16 protein-coding genes and 1 tRNA gene are annotated in these 15,733 nt (G+C 38.9%); 1 reads left to right on the top strand and 16 read right to left on the bottom strand.

Annotated elements, in window-relative coordinates:
* Positions 1-53 precede the first annotated feature (53 nt).
* On the top strand, positions 54-2,549 hold the full coding sequence (locus L2567_RS03140) for a DUF5686 and carboxypeptidase regulatory-like domain-containing protein (RefSeq protein ID WP_235296238.1): 2,496 nt from the start codon (positions 54-56) through the stop codon (positions 2,547-2,549).
* A 79-nt stretch (positions 2,550-2,628) separates the two neighbouring features.
* Here the strand turns inward: L2567_RS03140 and L2567_RS03135 are convergent, their stop codons facing one another.
* The 16 genes from L2567_RS03135 to L2567_RS03060 all read right to left on the bottom strand — a co-directional run bounded on the left by L2567_RS03135 (position 2,629) and on the right by L2567_RS03060 (position 15,653).
* Complete coding sequence (locus L2567_RS03135) at positions 2,629-3,018, bottom strand: hypothetical protein (RefSeq protein WP_235296237.1); 390 nt, start codon at positions 3,016-3,018, stop codon at positions 2,629-2,631.
* A 101-nt stretch (positions 3,019-3,119) separates the two neighbouring features.
* Positions 3,120-4,223: a response regulator transcription factor gene (locus L2567_RS03130; RefSeq protein WP_235296236.1), complete on the bottom strand. Its 1,104-nt coding sequence runs from the start codon at positions 4,221-4,223 to the stop codon at positions 3,120-3,122.
* A gap of 55 nt (positions 4,224-4,278) precedes the next feature.
* A complete protein-coding gene (locus L2567_RS03125; RefSeq protein WP_235296235.1) occupies positions 4,279-4,650 on the bottom strand; it encodes a 2TM domain-containing protein in 372 nt (123 codons plus the stop codon).
* Between the two features lie 162 nt (positions 4,651-4,812).
* Positions 4,813-5,169, bottom strand: coding sequence for a VOC family protein (locus L2567_RS03120; RefSeq protein ID WP_235296234.1), 357 nt, complete (start codon positions 5,167-5,169; stop codon positions 4,813-4,815).
* Positions 5,170-5,178: 9 nt separating this feature from the next.
* A complete protein-coding gene (ftsY, locus tag L2567_RS03115) occupies positions 5,179-6,147 on the bottom strand; it encodes a signal recognition particle-docking protein FtsY (RefSeq protein WP_235296233.1) in 969 nt (322 codons plus the stop codon).
* Positions 6,148-6,242: 95 nt separating this feature from the next.
* Positions 6,243-6,416 carry a DUF4295 family protein gene (locus tag L2567_RS03110; protein WP_235296232.1) on the bottom strand — a complete coding sequence of 58 codons (174 nt, stop codon included), beginning with the start codon at positions 6,414-6,416 and terminating at the stop codon, positions 6,243-6,245.
* 2 nt (positions 6,417-6,418) lie between these two features.
* Positions 6,419-6,607 (bottom strand): 50S ribosomal protein L33, encoded by a 189-nt coding sequence (rpmG, locus tag L2567_RS03105; RefSeq protein ID WP_235296231.1) that lies wholly within the window; start codon positions 6,605-6,607, stop codon positions 6,419-6,421.
* A 21-nt stretch (positions 6,608-6,628) separates the two neighbouring features.
* The gene (gene rpmB, locus L2567_RS03100) at positions 6,629-6,877 is read right to left on the bottom strand and encodes a 50S ribosomal protein L28 (protein ID WP_235296230.1); all 249 of its coding nucleotides are present in this window, start codon (positions 6,875-6,877) and stop codon (positions 6,629-6,631) included.
* A gap of 71 nt (positions 6,878-6,948) precedes the next feature.
* Positions 6,949-7,022 (bottom strand) — tRNA-Arg (locus tag L2567_RS03095).
* An 86-nt stretch (positions 7,023-7,108) separates the two neighbouring features.
* Positions 7,109-8,845, bottom strand: a complete 1,737-nt coding sequence (locus L2567_RS03090; protein ID WP_235296229.1) for a S8 family peptidase — start codon at positions 8,843-8,845, stop codon at positions 7,109-7,111.
* Between the two features lie 42 nt (positions 8,846-8,887).
* Entirely contained in the window at positions 8,888-9,529 is a 642-nt protein-coding gene (locus L2567_RS03085; RefSeq protein ID WP_235296228.1) for a DUF1684 domain-containing protein, read from the bottom strand.
* A gap of 7 nt (positions 9,530-9,536) precedes the next feature.
* The gene (locus L2567_RS03080) at positions 9,537-10,430 is read right to left on the bottom strand and encodes a hypothetical protein (protein ID WP_235296227.1); all 894 of its coding nucleotides are present in this window, start codon (positions 10,428-10,430) and stop codon (positions 9,537-9,539) included.
* A gap of 193 nt (positions 10,431-10,623) precedes the next feature.
* Positions 10,624-12,393, bottom strand: coding sequence for a S26 family signal peptidase (locus L2567_RS03075; RefSeq protein WP_235296226.1), 1,770 nt, complete (start codon positions 12,391-12,393; stop codon positions 10,624-10,626).
* Between the two features lie 166 nt (positions 12,394-12,559).
* Positions 12,560-14,035, bottom strand: a complete 1,476-nt coding sequence (locus L2567_RS03070; RefSeq protein WP_235296225.1) for an AAA family ATPase — start codon at positions 14,033-14,035, stop codon at positions 12,560-12,562.
* Complete coding sequence (locus tag L2567_RS03065) at positions 14,032-15,135, bottom strand: vWA domain-containing protein (RefSeq protein WP_235296224.1); 1,104 nt, start codon at positions 15,133-15,135, stop codon at positions 14,032-14,034. The genes L2567_RS03070 and L2567_RS03065 overlap by 4 nt, the downstream gene beginning before the upstream one ends.
* Before the next feature lie 98 nt (positions 15,136-15,233).
* Positions 15,234-15,653, bottom strand: a complete 420-nt coding sequence (locus tag L2567_RS03060) for a DUF2452 domain-containing protein (RefSeq protein ID WP_235296223.1) — start codon at positions 15,651-15,653, stop codon at positions 15,234-15,236.
* Positions 15,654-15,733 lie beyond the last annotated feature (80 nt).

Genomic DNA, 15,733 nt, shown 5'->3' with positions numbered 1-15,733 from the left:
TTGATCTAAATTTCGTTGAAGTTCAGTAATTATTCTGCAACTTTGCCATCCGAATGAAACACATCCTTTTTGCAATCTTCTTTTTATTTTTTACAGGCTTAAGTGCTCAGAAATTGAGCGGTGTGGTTTTGGATTCTGTTTCAGGACAAGTCATTTCCTATGTAAATGTTTATATCCCGAATTCATCCTTTGGTACCCATACCGACGAAAACGGTGCATTTGAACTGGCGCCTCCACGGGGTAGAAATGAATACTACTTTAGTATCCTTACTTATGAAACTAAAGTCTTAGAACTGGATATTCGCAAAGATACCTTTGTAGAAGTGTATATGGTTCCGACCGATATCGAAATCGGAGCTGTAACGGTTGAAGCGAAAAGAACAAAGATTGGCAATAGAGTCATACGGATGGTACGAGAAAATCAGGATAAGATTTTGACCGATCGCTCGACATTTAGCAATAGTAACTACATCAAAACCCAGGTTGAGCGTTTCAGACCTGCTTCAGAACCGGAAGATACCATAGTTGTGGAAGAAGGCTTCGACATCGTATATTTAAGTGAGACGGCCTCACGTCAGCATTTTTCGAACGGCCAATACAAGGCTGAAATATTAGGCGAATTAAAGAATTCAGATGATGACAAAATGAATCGCTTCACCAGAATGGATATTGATCGAGGATTTAGAGGAAGTGGTCAAGGGGTCGAATACAATCCCATAGAGTTTTTCAGAAATCCAAGGGAGGCCAATATTGAGTTGTATTCCAATGTTATTGACAATTCCACGCTATCGGATCGTCCCATCACTTCGCCCATAGGTGCAGGCGCATTTGTTAATTATAGGTTTAAGGTCCAAGCTATTGATGTCATAGAGGGTGATAGTATGTTCACCGTTGCCGTCGAACCTATTTTCAAACAAGCACCATTATTCAATGGTGAAATTATAGTGGATGGGTCAAACTGGATAATATCATCTGCAAGGCTTTCGCTGGACAACCAGGTCATCACACTATTTAAGGATTTTGAATTTGAAGTTGCTTACACGGAGGTAGCTCTGGATCAATATAGAGCTACAGAAAAGACCTTTGCCTATCAATCTAAAATCGGAAGTAATTTATACAAGGTAGAAACTCAGGTAATTGATACAGAATTTGACCTGGAGCCTGTCTTTGAGAGGAATTTTTTCGGTAATGAAATCATCAAATATTCTGAGCAAGCTTTAGAAAGAGATACGGCTATATGGCAAAAACTGCGGCCTAAAAATATCGTGGTGGAAGCTGAAGCACGGGCCTTTATTTTAAAACAGGATTCAGTGTGGAATTATGAGCACAGTGAGGAATATTATATGGCGCAGGATTCAGATTATAATAAAATTACTTTTTTAGATGTGCTATGGTCCGGAGTCAATTACAGGAATAGATCTAAAGGTCTGACTCTGGGATTTCAGTCCATTGCACAATCTGTAAGACCCTTAGGAGTAGGTGGTTATCGTCATGAGTTAGCAGGAAATGTCGAGAAAGAATTTTCAAACAATAATGCCCTGGGATTCAGATACAGTGTCGATTATGGATATACGAATAATGACTGGAAAGGGAGTTTAAGAGTAGGGTATACCTATATGCCTCGCAGGTTTGGGCGGGTATTTGCTTCTGTTGGTGATACCTATGATTTGATTACTATATATGAGTCTCTACAGAATATCATTAGTCGTGGTAACTATATCAGAAATCAACGTTTCAGTGTGGGGCATGTGATGGAGTTGGTCAATGGTCTTTATGCTACCGGTGAATTTAAGTATGCCGATAAGCGATCAATTGAAGATCTAAATTTAGCAGGCTGGACGGACTTTGTTTTTGGCGAGGCCAATACTCCAGCGGAATTTGAACGATACAGATCTTTTATTTTCGAATTGGACTTACTATATAAGTTTGGTCAAAAGTACATCACACGAGGACGAAAGAAAATAGTAATTGGTAATCATTACCCTACATTGAATTTGAGGTACCACAAGGGATTTCCAGGTGTGGGTCTATCAGAGGTTGATTTTGATTACATTGAACTGCGGCTGTCTCAGGAAATGCCATTGACGAAGTTTGGAAATACCAATTGGTTGCTACTTGGAGGAAGCTTCCTGAATACCAGGAGTTTGAGGTTTATAGAGTATAAGTATTTCAGAGGTTCGACGCCTTACCTTTTTGCAGATCCTCTCAGAGATTATCAACTCTTAGGACCTACTTTATCTACCAATAAAACTTTTCTCCAAGCGATGGCCATTCATCATTTCAATGGTTTCATCATGGATAAAATACCTTTAATCAATTACTTACAATTAGAAGTAATTGCAGGTGCAGCAGCACTTTCGATTCCAGATCAAAAATTTTATCATGGTGAACTCTATCTCGGGCTGGGCAGAAAGGTGAAGATTTTGGGTGAACAATTGCAATTTGCAATCTATGCGGCGACGAGAGATAATACTATAGAGGCCGCAAGTATTTCCTGGAAAGTTGGGGTCAATGTCTACAATGCCTTTACAGGCAAATGGGCTTATTGATCACCAAGGATTGATCCCTCCTTTCGAAGAGGCCAAATTGAGGATGGAGGGATCCATCATAAGTTGACGTGGGTGTTATTCAGCATGCTTTAACTCCTCCAGTTTGATATTCAGAGAACCTGTCCCAGTAATTTCGTGCATCAGGTCTATTGTCAATGAAAAATCCACAAGAGGTCCCCAAAAATTGCATTTGGCTACAGGATGCTGATCCACTATTACCATTATTGAAGTCAATATCAAAATCAACCGCAATCAGTTTTCCTTTTTCATCTAACTTATATTCGTTGTAAGTCAGTTCAATCCCACGCTTTTTCAGCAAGGTACTGATAGCAAGTGCTTCATAAATACTCATTTCTGAATGATAATTAACCAGTATGACCTCTTCAGATATAATGACATCGGTTTTGGTTTGAGCATGAAGGCAGAATGAAGATAAAGTCATCAATAGTATAAAACATAAATTTTGCATGATCGTATGTATTTGATTTAGTAATGCACCTAATTTAACGATCATAACCAGATAATCTCAATAAGTAGGGTGGGAAATGAGTACTAGTACCAGTCTGAATCTTACTTATGTGGCCATTTATCTTGTGACACACTGGCTAAGAGTCTTTTTAATTGTTTTCTTGAACTTACATGAAGTTTAGCATAAATATTGGTGATGTGGGTCTTGACAGTTGACAAGCTGACAAACAACTGGCTTGCAATCTCTTTATTGGAATGACCTGCTAAGATAAGCTCGATAATCTCTTGCTCTTTCTCCGTTACCGAGTGGAGTAACTCATCCATATCAAGTTCACCTTTATCTTTCAACAAGTTTTTCCATTTTACACGATAGTATATGGTCAGAAACCCTAAAACAATAATGATAATTGAAAGCGTGATGAAAATAATGATGGTCGGATCAAGTTTAGCTTCTTCGTCATCTAGATTTACTAATTCAAGGATGGATTGAATTTCAATTTTAGCTTCCAAATAATATCGTGATGCGCCATTTAAGCTTTCCATTCTGCTTAGAAAGTTCCTGAAGAAATTGGGATCACTTTTAATTTCGAACTCAGCATCTTTAAGGTGATGGTAGGCATAAAGTGCGGGGATTTGGAATTGACTGGTATCCATGTACTTTTTAATGGCATCACTGTGGTATCTATAGGCAAATTGGTCTTTTAATTCAGAGTCCATTTCACCTTGAACGTTGGTTTTTGATTTTATTGATGGAAGAAATTCATCTGCGAATTTTTGCAATAGGTGACTCTCAATGCTACCTTCAACATTACAGCCAGCGAATGTACTTGATATGTCCATACAATCATAGATGATCATACGAGTATTTCTGTCTAAAACTACTTGAATGTAATTTTTGCTTCTGCCGCTAAATATACTGTTATGGTTCTTACCAGAAGAGAGCATCAATTGGTAAACCATGGGCTCTAGTGGAATATCATTGCCATTTAAGGTGAAGTAACCCTGTGAATCTACTGCGGCAACGTTCACATAATTGTTCATATCCAATCGGGATAATTGGGTAAGAGACGGAACGTATTGTAGAATGATTCTTGAGTATTTGTGCTCTGAATCTAGAAACTGTCCTTTTATTTGGTATTGGGTATGACCTAGAATGGAAGGCAAGAGAAGCGTAATAATAAAGCCAAGCTTTGTAAGTGGTTTCAATACTGATTATTTAGCATTTGCCAAATTAGGAAATGATGATCATTTTACATCATTTTCAAACCAACTCATTATCCTTTCTGGAAAGTGGGTGCAATTCTAAATTCTTCAATTGTAATTTTTCGGCCTCTAAATCGTCCATGTCGTCCTCAAACTCAATCAACCTCATTTCCTTTTCAGTTTGGTATTCCAGATAGTCATCAGAAAAAATTGTTTTTTGTGGACGTTTGAACATCATCAACCTTTGGATGACAAGGATGACAATAAATCCCAAAATGGGAAAGAGGCTCCATGGAACATTAGGGGCAATGAGGCTTACATTAAGGATAAAAAGCATAAAACCAATGGGGACGAAGGCTATAAGGGATGAATAGAAAGCTTTCTTTGCTTTTGCTCTGCGAAGTGCCTTTACATAGTTTTTATCTGCCATACGCTTAGGTTGTGTTATAGTAACATTAAAATACTAAGACATATTTTCTAAAAAAAGAAATTTGGATAAAAACGTTTTAGCTGGCCATGAGTATGCAGTGTTGCTCTTCCAGTGAGCAAGAGAGGAGTAATCAGAGGTAGATATCTACAAATAAATAGCTTTCTAGAAAGGTTGACCAAATTGCAGCATATACCCATTGTTGTCATAAATGGCAAATTCTCTCATGCCGTAATCAAAATTCTCTATAGGATATGCAATCTGGGAATTGATATTGTATTGATTCCAAAGGTCATCGACATTATCGCATTCGATGTAAAATGAACCTGTAAACAGCGGCTGTTTAAATTTAAGATGATTATTGGGTTCACAGATTATGATATTGACGTTATCCAGTCTAATATGTGCCCAGCCCTCTTTCGCATCTTTAGCTATACAGCTAAAGCGTAATTTTTCTACATAAAACGCAAGTGTTTTTTCTACTTTAAGGGTGTAAAGCTGAGGTGTCAATGTTTTAAGCATGATCAATTATTACAAAGTGTCACTTCCTTTAAAAAGTGAATCTACAAATGCACGCTTATTAAAAATCTGTAGTTGCTCAATACCTTCACCCACACCGATATACTTGATGGGTATTTTAAATTGGTCAGAGATACCGATTGCTACACCACCTTTAGCCGTCCCATCTAGCTTAGTAAGAGCCAGAGACTTTACCTCGGTTGCCAAGGTAAACTTGGTTGCTTGTTCAATGGCATTTTGGCCTGTAGTAGCATCCAACACCAACATTACATCGTGTGGCGCTCCCGGCATTTTCTTATCGATAGAATTTTTAATCTTGGTTAACTCCTTCATCAGATTCAACTTGGTATGTAGTCTTCCAGCTGTATCGATAATCGCAATGTCACAGTCATTATTCATGGCATACTGAACGGTCTCATAGGCCACGGCAGCCGGATCGGTATTCATGCCCTTACTGTAAAAATCACAACCGACGCGTTCGGCCCATATACCCAATTGATCTACCGCTGCTGCTCTGAAAGTGTCACCTGCACCCAACACCACCTTCTTACCTGCTTTTTTGAATTGGTGAGCCAGCTTACCAATCGTCGTAGTTTTGCCTACACCATTGACCCCAACCACAAGGATAACATAAGGGTTCTTATCAGTGACGGGAGCAAATTGCTCCAGGTCTGCCGTATTGTTCTCTGAAAGCAGCTGAACTATTTCATCTCTTAAAATGTCATTGAGCTCTTTGGTATTGATATACTTATCTCTGGCAATTCTCTCTTCAATTCTTTCGATGATCTTAATGGTCGTGTCCAGGCCTACATCAGAACTGATCAGAATATGTTCCAACTCATCCAGGACTTCTATATCCACGGTGGACTTACCAGCGACAGCTCTGGAGATTTTACCAAATATATTAGTCTTAGTTTTCTCCAGGCCTTTATCGAGGTCTTCCTCTTTTTCCTTGGTGAAAAATTTATCGAAAAAACCCATAGCTTAATAATTTAGGTGCGGAAAGTAATAAAAAAGGCTTTTCTTATGGTAAGAAAAGCCCTTAAATATCTATACTATCTTTCTGTAAAATAATATTATTTCTGTGCAAAGTATTCCTTCACTTTGTCCTTGTGGATCATAAGCTCTTTATAGGTGTACTTACCGGTAGCAGGATCTTTTACGCTTTTAACAACTTTTACAAAGTCTCTTCCGGAACCGGCATTCGCGGCTCTTTGTCCTACTCTTGAGTTTTTAGATACTTTAGCCATTTTTATTTAATTTCTTTGTGAACAGTCATTTTCTTCAAGATAGGATTGTATTTTTTCAATTCCAACCTATCCGGAGTATTTTTTCTATTTTTCTGAGTAACATATCTAGAAGTACCCGGCTGACCTGTAGCTTTAAGCTCTGTGCACTCCAGTATTACTTGAATTCTATTTCCTTTTGACTTTTTTGCCATGATATCGCTAATTTAAAAAAATTATAATTTAATGCCTGTTTTTTCACCAGTAGGATCTACCTCCTTGATGTAAGCATAAATTCCTAACTTATTGATGGTTCTTAAAGCTTTGCTAGAAACTTTAAGAGTAACCCACTCCTTCGTTTCAGGAATATAAAATCTCTTCTTGTGAAGATTCGGTAAAAATCTCCGCTTAGTCTTCGCATTGGAGTGCGAAACATTATTACCTGAAATAGGTCTTTTTCCTGTTAATTGACAAACTCTAGACATCTTATCGTTCTTTTTATCAGTCTCCTGTTTAAATAATCTAAGTTTCTAAATCACCTCCACAAAAGCCTTTGTGACTCCGGAAGGGTTCGAACCTTCAACCTCCTGATCCGTAGTCAGGTACTCTATCCAGTTGAGCTACGGAGCCAAAATTTCAAAATAGGGTGCAAAGATAGTTTATTTAATCAAATTACCAAGCAAGCCATCCCAAAAATATTACATATGTAATAAATTCTAATATGGTAAAATGACTTGCCTGTGGCTTATGATCTGATCGGCTCCATTCATAACAAAATAATAAACCCCGGGTGCCAAAGTAGGAATTCTGATTTTTTCTTCCTTAACACCATAAAGGGGCGGCTGAATGGCCTTTGTATACATCAGCTGTCCCTGCATATTAAAAACGCCAAATTCATAAGCGCCAATTCCATCTGGCCCATCGTATTCTATGGTAATCTCATCACGAGTGCTGGTCGGATTCGGATATACTTTCTTAAAGGCTAAATCTCCACCTTCTGGAGTGGGACAAAAGTCCTTTAGCGCTACCATCGTACTATAAATATTGAGGTTTCCCTCTGAAATAGATTTTCCAACCAATCCAGGTTCAGGGTCCACAGCTCCTAAAATATAGTCTTTAATTTCAACCACTTTTTCAGGCTGCTCTTTATAATAGGCTGCAAAATTTTCGCATGGAATACTGTGAATTAAGGCGACCGCTCCTGCAACATGCGGTGTAGCTGCACTGGTTCCAGAGAAGGTACCCACGTTGTCAGTGTTTGTCAAGTCAGTTGTGAACGTGCCAGTTCCCGGCGCACTTAAATCTATGTTCACCGCACCATAGCCACCATTAATCACAGGTTGTTCTTCTCTTGCTATATTAAGATTGGTCACCGAAATCAAATACGGACTGGAACAAGTAGTGGGTAAGTCACCCTCAGCATCTACATCTCTTGTTACATTAGTCGTTGCTCCCACAGATAATACGCCTACAGAACCAAGTTTATCGTACATGTTACACCAACTTGGAAACTCGTGACCAAATCTTTGATCAATACCGGAAGAAAAATTCGTAACGACAATATATGCCCCTTTTTCTCCGCCTGATTCGTTATACAATCTTCTTTGATTATAAATATATTCGTAGGCCTCGATAATTTGGCTAATGTTGCTCACCTCAGAAAACAACATCATTTCAACATCCCAATTCACACCGCTGACTCCTTCAGCATTATTACCTACCGCTCCAATGATGCCGGCAACGGAAGTACCATGTTTATCAGCGGGGTGGGTGTCCGTGTAAGTTTGCAAATTAAGCCCCCAAATATCGTCTACATATCCATTTTCATCATCGTCGTTAGCACTATTCGGATTATATAAAGGATGAGAAGGAAGTCTGTTTTCTGCATCCTCATCAATAAGGCCATCCATATCATCATCTACGCCACAAATACCGGGACAACCATCTCCATTTGCATCTCCAGGCGATTCATCAGTGTTTTGATAATGGTTTTCGCTCAAATCTATCAAGTTTAAGCCATAGCCGGAATCCATGACCGCTACGACGATTCGATCGCCTAATATGGTGGTTCCACCGGTCGTAACGCCCCATGCTCTCTCAATGTCAATTTTTTGAAAATTTGCTTGCTTAGAGTAATGTTTATCATTGGGAGCTCTACGTAAAGTTGTTTTCAAATTAGGTTGGATTGCTACTACTTTATGAGAAGCGCTTATGCTTTTTGCAACTTCTTCAAAACTAAGCTCCGGAGCATGTTTTACCAGATATATGTTTAAAGATTTGCTAATGAGTTTCGGTGGATTCCAGTCGACTTTACCTCTTGAAAGTAAATGGACATCTAGACTGTAACCAGGCTCTAGCTGGACTATCACCTCACCTGCGATAACATCACGATTCTGTGCCTGCGTTGTGATGAAATAGAAAAATAGAACAAGTAGTGTTAGTAGGCGAATCATGGTTGTAAAACCTTAAATTTACTGAATAAGTTTCCAGATTTATCAGGATTTTTGATAGTTGATTTCCTCCTTAAATGCTAATTCACCAGCTTCAATTGCAACCTTTAAATGGTTTTCTTCCGGTGGAATAGGACAACTGAATCCATCGCTATAAGCACACCAAGGGTTATACGCTTTATTAAAATCAAGAAAAACAATACCCTGTTTAATATCTGAAACTTTTATATCTATATATCTTCCACCTCCATATGTGGAGTCACCTGTAGTCAAATCTTTAAATGGTATGAAAAGGTGATCCTTATACAATGGAATGGTGAGTGCTTTTAAACTTTGGTACACACTCAGTCTTTGAGTGCCCTTTCCAGGCAACTCGAATAATACCTCTCCATATTTGATATAAGGCTTGGTTTCACCGGAATAAGTAGCCATTTCGAATGGTCTTGGCTCTGTATTGCCAATAAAGAGACACTTAACAATGAAAGATTTATCTGGTGGGTAGAAATCCACATTTTTCAAGTCTTTCTTATCATCAATCGGTGCTCGATCGTCAACAAGTAATGCCTTTTTATAATCTTTTCTGTGCTTTTTTAAGGTCTTGTCATAATCAGATGCAATTTCATCCTGACCATTGGCATAGCCCAAACCCAATACTACCAACACAAACATCCATAATAACACTCTCATAAACCAATTACTTTTTACTTACTACTACTAATTTCTGGCCAATTATCGACAGTCTGGTAATTTCCTGAATCCCCACGTCAGCCAGAGAACCTATTTTTTTCCATTCTTTGGAAAAATCCGGATTAAAAGCTAATAGATCAGATCCACTACCCATGATGATCGTTTCGTCAGGCATGAGCTCAAAATCCTCAGATTGTCCAGGTGTTTGAACGATGGTAATTATGGTATTATTACTTGAATCGTATCTTTTTAAGAGCCAGTTATCATCTCCAATTTTATGGATAAAATAAAGAAGCCCCTGACGATTAGCTTTCATTCCCCGGCCGATATCTTCTATCACCACTTTTTGAGACTTTGTGATGCGATTAGCAATAACCATTTTATGCGGTTCACCAACTATAAACATGGCTACATGTTCTCGATCGATCCAACAATGATACCCCACACCTGTAATTCCGGGAAAGATGTCACTTCCCAAATTAGATTGGTCCACAGGAAACTGCCATAGTTTCTGTACATTGGTTTTGTCCTCTTGCACTATGACTGAAAAGTGCCGCTTGGTGGGCATTAACGTAGGAGAATATTCTCCATCCGGAGTATCGGTTACTTGCCAATATTTTTGACGCAAGAGGTCAATGGCGTAGATATCAGTTTGTTCCTTTCCGGGCGTTTGCGCTGAAAAGTAAAGCATCTGTGCATCGAAAAAGCTTGGCTGGTTGTTGTAAAAGCCTTTATTGAATTTATTCAACATCTTACCATTGGTGATAAAATACTCTGAATTGACTTTCTTAAAATCAAACAGTATTAAATCAGATGCTGGTAGTTGTGCAAAGCTGGCAAATGTGGCAGAAATAAAGAAAAAAGCCAGGCCCCACCGCTTTAGAATAGACATGTTAATCATGAATTAGGTTTGAGATCCAAAGTTAGCAGGAATCTGCTTAAAAAAGAAGCAATTTACTGAGCAGTCCGCTTAATAGAATACCTCAGCCAGGCATCTGCTAGCCCTAGTCTTTAGAGCCTAGCCCTCCTAGCCCTTAAAGAGCTTAAAGCTCTTTAAGGGCTTAATAACTTTTCAAGGAAAAAGGTTAACAATTCTATCTTCCTGCATCTGCCCCCCTGAAAATTCTGTTAAATCTTATACCGTCAAACAATCTTCCATTTTTGAGTGAAAACCAAATGAATAATGGTTTTCCGACAATGTGATCTTCAGGAACATAGCCCCACACTCTCGAATCTTCAGAGTTATGCCTATTGTCTCCCATGGCCCAGTAATAATTCTGCTTGAAAGTATACTTGGATGTCTGTTCACCATTGATGTAAACTCGACCTCTTTCCACCTTCAGGTCATTGTTCTCATATACATTGATGATTCTTTGATAAAAGCCGAGATTTTGTGGGGTGATGACCACTTCATCCCCAGCCTTTGGAATGTATATCGGCCCGTAATTATCGACCGTCCAGTCTCTAGATATCTCTGTATTTTGTGGAAAAAGGTCTCTGGAATAGGTCTTGTCAATAAAAGTCTCTGCCATAGGATGATCATATAATGCATCATATTGATCATCGCTAAGCCTGATATTATAAAGTGTTGGTGAAACAGGAATAATCTGTCTGCCCAATTTAAGGGAATCTCTTAGTCCTGTGGCTTCAAACTCCTTCATCTTTACAAGTTGTTCCATGTATGGGAAAACCTTGAGTTCAGGGTTTAACGCTTTCACTTCTTCACGTTCTGATTCATTAAGATAAGCAATGATATAATTAGAAGATCGATCTGCTACTTTTGTGTCCAGGTCAAAAAGATCTAGTTTTAGGACATCGGATGCCAGCATGCCTTCCGGAAGTAAAATCAAGGTTCGAAGTTGCATAAAAGGCGGGTTAGGCTGCTTTTCTCCGTTGATATAAATCTGACTATTGATTATTTGTAGGGTATCTCCGGGAATAGCCACACAACGTTTGATATAGTGATCTTTCTTGTCAACGGGCCTTGTACGAAATTCCTGACGCTCCCATAATGGCTTTAACGCGGGATCAGCCCTGAAGTTGTTCTTAGCGATATCCTGAACCATAGCATATGAATAAGATCTACTGGTCAGGAAAATGGAATCTCCCACCGGCCAATTAAATACGATGGGTTCCATTCGGTCGATTTCTTCCAGTGCCGGGAGCCTGTAATAGGGAAGCTGAGGTTTTTCCAAATAGGATTCCGTTCCTAATCCAGGTATGACATTGTGCAATAAGGGGACCATCGCAATGGTCATAGGGGTTCTGATACCATAATGCGCTTTGGAAACGAAAAGGAAATCACCTACCATCTGTGTTCCTTCCATGGAAGGTGTGGGAATAACATAGGCTTCGATTAGAAACATTCTTATAAATGCAGCAGCGAAAACAGCAAAGAAGATAGATTCTACCCATTCCCTTGGAGCCGATTTCTTGTAAGGATTATCTTTCATCAATCTGTTATAAGCCAGGTTGTCATTGTTACGTTTCGCTTCTTCCAATTTTTCAGCATAAGCTTTTTCCTTCGGAAGGGTTGGGGCATCGTACTGCTCCTCTTCTTTTAGACCTATATAGAAAAAGATGGCTGGCGCATAGAGTACAGCTATTGCGGTATGAATAAACTTGTACTTACGAAAAGATCTTACCAAATCCACTGCCATACCACAAAAAATAAAAATATTGACAATTGGAAATAGTAGCCATAGCGCGTAGATGGGTTGTCTGCCGATCAACTTGCACCATTCTACAAAATTCACTCCCGGAATTAAACCTTTTATAGCCTCTACACCTGCTTTCTTGAAAACGAAATAAAGGCTGATGCTCAAGAGAATATAGGAAATGATCAAAAATATTAATATGCTCACCTGTTCTTTTTTTAAATCGCTGCAAAGATAATTTAAAATCTAAAAGCGCTGCAAGTGGGTAAGGTTAAATATAGACCAAGCAGTACACTGCATGGATGAAGTGCCACAGCTGAAGGTGTAAATGGTGAAGATGTTTTCGTCTATCTAAACAAGTGTTTAGTAGAGCTTAATAATCATCATCGTCAAATTCACCGAACATTTCTGAAAGTGGGTCTGAAAATTCCATGCTTCTGTCGAGAAAATCCTTCGCGATGACATCATACTCGGAAAGGCCGTGAATGAGTAGTTCTTTATACAATAACTCGTCTTTTTTATTGATCGACATGTCCATCACAAACTTTTTGAGTCCAGCTACCCGATCTAAAGAGGCTTCAAATTCTGCATTAGAAGCATCGTTGAGCAATTCTAGATGGTTGCCAGCCCCAAACCATTCTTTAATGACCCCATAAGGATCACGTTCTTCACCTCTTGTCCTTTTTTCTGGATTGGGAAAATGAGTCTGAAACATATCTTTGATGGCAGAACCAATGAGTCCAAGTGCCACAGCATAAGGTCCTTCTTGTTCCCCTTCGTAAACCAATTCCACCTTTCCTGTAATTGCGGGAATAATTCCCCAGAAATCAGTCACGCGTATTTGTGTTTGATTGTCACCAGAAATCAGCATCCGCCTTTCTGCAGTACTGTATAGGTTTTCATAAGCTGAAATACTCAATCTTGCCGATACCCCTGACTTATCATCTATCAATTCTGACTCTCTGGCCTTAAATGAGACCATTTCCAACAACATTTTCAGCGGCTCAGGAAAAGTAATTTTCTCCTTCTGATTATTAGTAACGCCTGCTTCCTGCGCTGTAATAGCCATTGCTGTTTCAATTTCTCTGGGATAGTGGGTCAGGATCTGTGATTCAATCCGGTCTTTAAGTGGAGTAATGATACTTCCCCGATTGGTATAGTCTTCAGGATTCGCCGTAAAAACAAATTGGATGTCTAAAGGCAATCGTAGTTTAAATCCCCTGATCTGCAGATCGCCCTCCTGAAGAATGTTGAATAAAGACACCTGAATCCTTGGTTGAAGATCAGGTAATTCATTGATTACGAAAATCGAACGATGAGATCTTGGGACGAGACCGAAATGGATCACCCTTTCATCCGAATAAGGTAGCTTCAAAGCGGCTGCTTTTATGGGATCCACATCACCTATTAGATCTGAAATGCTAACATCCGGGGTGGCGAGCTTCTCTACATATCTTTCATCTCTGTGCATCCAATCTATCTCTGTATCATCTCCACTTTCTGCAACAGTCGTTTTTCCTTGACTGGTAATGGGTTTGAGTGGATCATCATTTAATTCATTTCCTTTAATGACGGGAATGTACTCATCCATAAGTCTCACCAAAAGTCGGGCAATCTTAGTTTTGGCCTGACCTCTCAGTCCAAGCAATAATATATTGTGCTTTGATAAAATCGCTCTTTCTATGTCAGGTATTACAGTGTCTTCAAATCCCCGGATGCCTGTGAAAACCTCCTTGCCATTTTGAAGTGCTGTGATCAAGTTATCCCTTAATTCCTCCTTAAGCGTTCTGCTCACATAACCGCTCTTTTTTAGGGCTCCCAATGTTTTTATGTCTGTTAATTTTGTCATTTCTTTCTTCTCCGTTTATTCTGTTTATAATCCATAAATATAAATTCACCCAAACCCTGTAATGAACTATAAAATGCCTTCCCGTTATTAGCCTTTGTAAATTGATCGACGAAATTGACCAGATATGGGTCCCTCGCAATCATAAAAGTGGTAATTGGAATCTGCAATTTTCTGCATTTGACAGCCAGGCCCAATGTCCTATTTAAAATGGTCTTATCCAGGCCCATACTGTTTTTATAGTACTTTTTGCCTTTCTTAATACATGTGGGTTTTCCGTCTGTGATCATCATGATCTGCTTATTGGGATTTTTTCTTTTCCTCAATAAATCCATGGCCAATTCTAGTCCAGCCACAGTATTGGTATGATAGGGTCCTACTTGCAGGTATGGCAAATCCTTAATTTGAATCTGCCATGCATCATTTCCAAAAACGATGATGTCTAATGTATCTTTAGGATATCTTGTAGTTATTAATTCTGAAAGTGCCATCGCCACCCTTTTTGCCGGAGTGATGCGATCTTCACCATATAAAATCATGGAGTGAGAAATATCAATCATCAAAACCGTACTGGTCTGACTTTTATAATAACTTTCATGAACCTGGAGATCTTGTTCAGTTAGTTTAAAGTCGTCGATTCCATGATTGATCTGAGAGTTCTTAATAGACTCGGATATCGCAATTTTATCGAGGTTGTCTCCGAAATTGTATGGTCTGAATTCTGCGGTATACTCATCTCCCTGACCTGTAAAGTTGGTATTATGATTTCCACGTTTTGATTTTTTTAATTGATCGAAAACATCATCCAATGCTTTCTTTCTTAGCTCTCCTTCCATTTTCTTAGTGGGAACGCTACCGCCACCAGTCCTTGATTTTTCAGGATCAGAAATATAACCCTTTTCGACGAGATCCTGAACAAAGTCAGCGATACCGTAATCAGGTGTCGTTAGGTTGTATTGCTTGTCTAATTCAGTCAACCATGAAATGGCTTCATTGACATCTCCGGATGTGTAAAGTAACAAGTCTTTGAAAATTTTTAAAAGCCTCTCGAAAGGATCTTGTGGTCCTTTTTCTTTAGCTTCTGAAAAGAGATATCCTATCATTAAGTTTAATTGCTCATTATAGCGAATATTTATAACACCTTGTCAGATCATAATGTTTTGTAAAATCTGGATACCCCAGCAAGATTGACTTGAAATCACTATTCTTTTACGACGTCCCAGGTATGATCAGCAAGTAATTTGGCACTATTTACAAAAGAATGTGGACAATTCTTCCATTCCTCAGGAGCGATCATACTCAAGAGCCATTGGTTCTCACCAGTTTCATACAGATGATACGTCTTACCTATTAGAGGTTTAAATCTGCATTCAGCCTGGTAAATTTTCTCGGAGATGTATACCCGATCTTGAATTGCAGGAGCTTGATGTGCAAGTAAATCAATTTGCTCTTTGATTTGGCTGAGCTGAAGATCTGTTTGCTCATACATTGCCTTGACTGCCAATCCTTTTATCCTGCCTTTATCAATTGGCTTAATGACAGCACTTCCGACATTGTGTGCGTACTCCAGCGAATGCGGATTTTTTGCAATTTTGTCTTTATCTATTGGGTTTTTTTCCATTACATATTTAACGCTTCTATCGGTCAAATGTTCTAGTGATTATTGAATTGAAAAATATGTACACAAAGCCCCTTCGCTTA

Source organism: Portibacter marinus (genome assembly GCF_021533195.1).
GTDB classification, from domain to species: Bacteria; Bacteroidota; Bacteroidia; order Chitinophagales; family Saprospiraceae; genus Portibacter; species Portibacter marinus.
Note: the sequence above shows the minus strand (reverse complement) of the source record. Positions and strands in the feature narration are given on the sequence as shown.

Coding starts and splice junctions, on each gene's coding strand:
- L2567_RS03140 (WP_235296238.1), top strand. CDS start 54: ATGAAACACATCCTTTTTGCAATCTTCTTTTTATTTTTTACAGGCTTA.
- L2567_RS03135 (WP_235296237.1), bottom strand. CDS start 3,018: ATGCAAAATTTATGTTTTATACTATTGATGACTTTATCTTCATTCTGC.
- L2567_RS03125 (WP_235296235.1), bottom strand. CDS start 4,650: ATGGCAGATAAAAACTATGTAAAGGCACTTCGCAGAGCAAAAGCAAAG.
- L2567_RS03120 (WP_235296234.1), bottom strand. CDS start 5,169: ATGCTTAAAACATTGACACCTCAGCTTTACACCCTTAAAGTAGAAAAA.
- ftsY (WP_235296233.1), bottom strand. CDS start 6,147: ATGGGTTTTTTCGATAAATTTTTCACCAAGGAAAAAGAGGAAGACCTC.
- L2567_RS03110 (WP_235296232.1), bottom strand. CDS start 6,416: ATGGCTAAAGTATCTAAAAACTCAAGAGTAGGACAAAGAGCCGCGAAT.
- rpmG (WP_235296231.1), bottom strand. CDS start 6,607: ATGGCAAAAAAGTCAAAAGGAAATAGAATTCAAGTAATACTGGAGTGC.
- rpmB (WP_235296230.1), bottom strand. CDS start 6,877: ATGTCTAGAGTTTGTCAATTAACAGGAAAAAGACCTATTTCAGGTAAT.
- L2567_RS03090 (WP_235296229.1), bottom strand. CDS start 8,845: ATGATTCGCCTACTAACACTACTTGTTCTATTTTTCTATTTCATCACA.
- L2567_RS03085 (WP_235296228.1), bottom strand. CDS start 9,529: ATGAGAGTGTTATTATGGATGTTTGTGTTGGTAGTATTGGGTTTGGGC.
- L2567_RS03080 (WP_235296227.1), bottom strand. CDS start 10,430: ATGATTAACATGTCTATTCTAAAGCGGTGGGGCCTGGCTTTTTTCTTT.
- L2567_RS03070 (WP_235296225.1), bottom strand. CDS start 14,035: ATGACAAAATTAACAGACATAAAAACATTGGGAGCCCTAAAAAAGAGC.
- L2567_RS03065 (WP_235296224.1), bottom strand. CDS start 15,135: ATGATAGGATATCTCTTTTCAGAAGCTAAAGAAAAAGGACCACAAGAT.
- L2567_RS03060 (WP_235296223.1), bottom strand. CDS start 15,653: ATGGAAAAAAACCCAATAGATAAAGACAAAATTGCAAAAAATCCGCAT.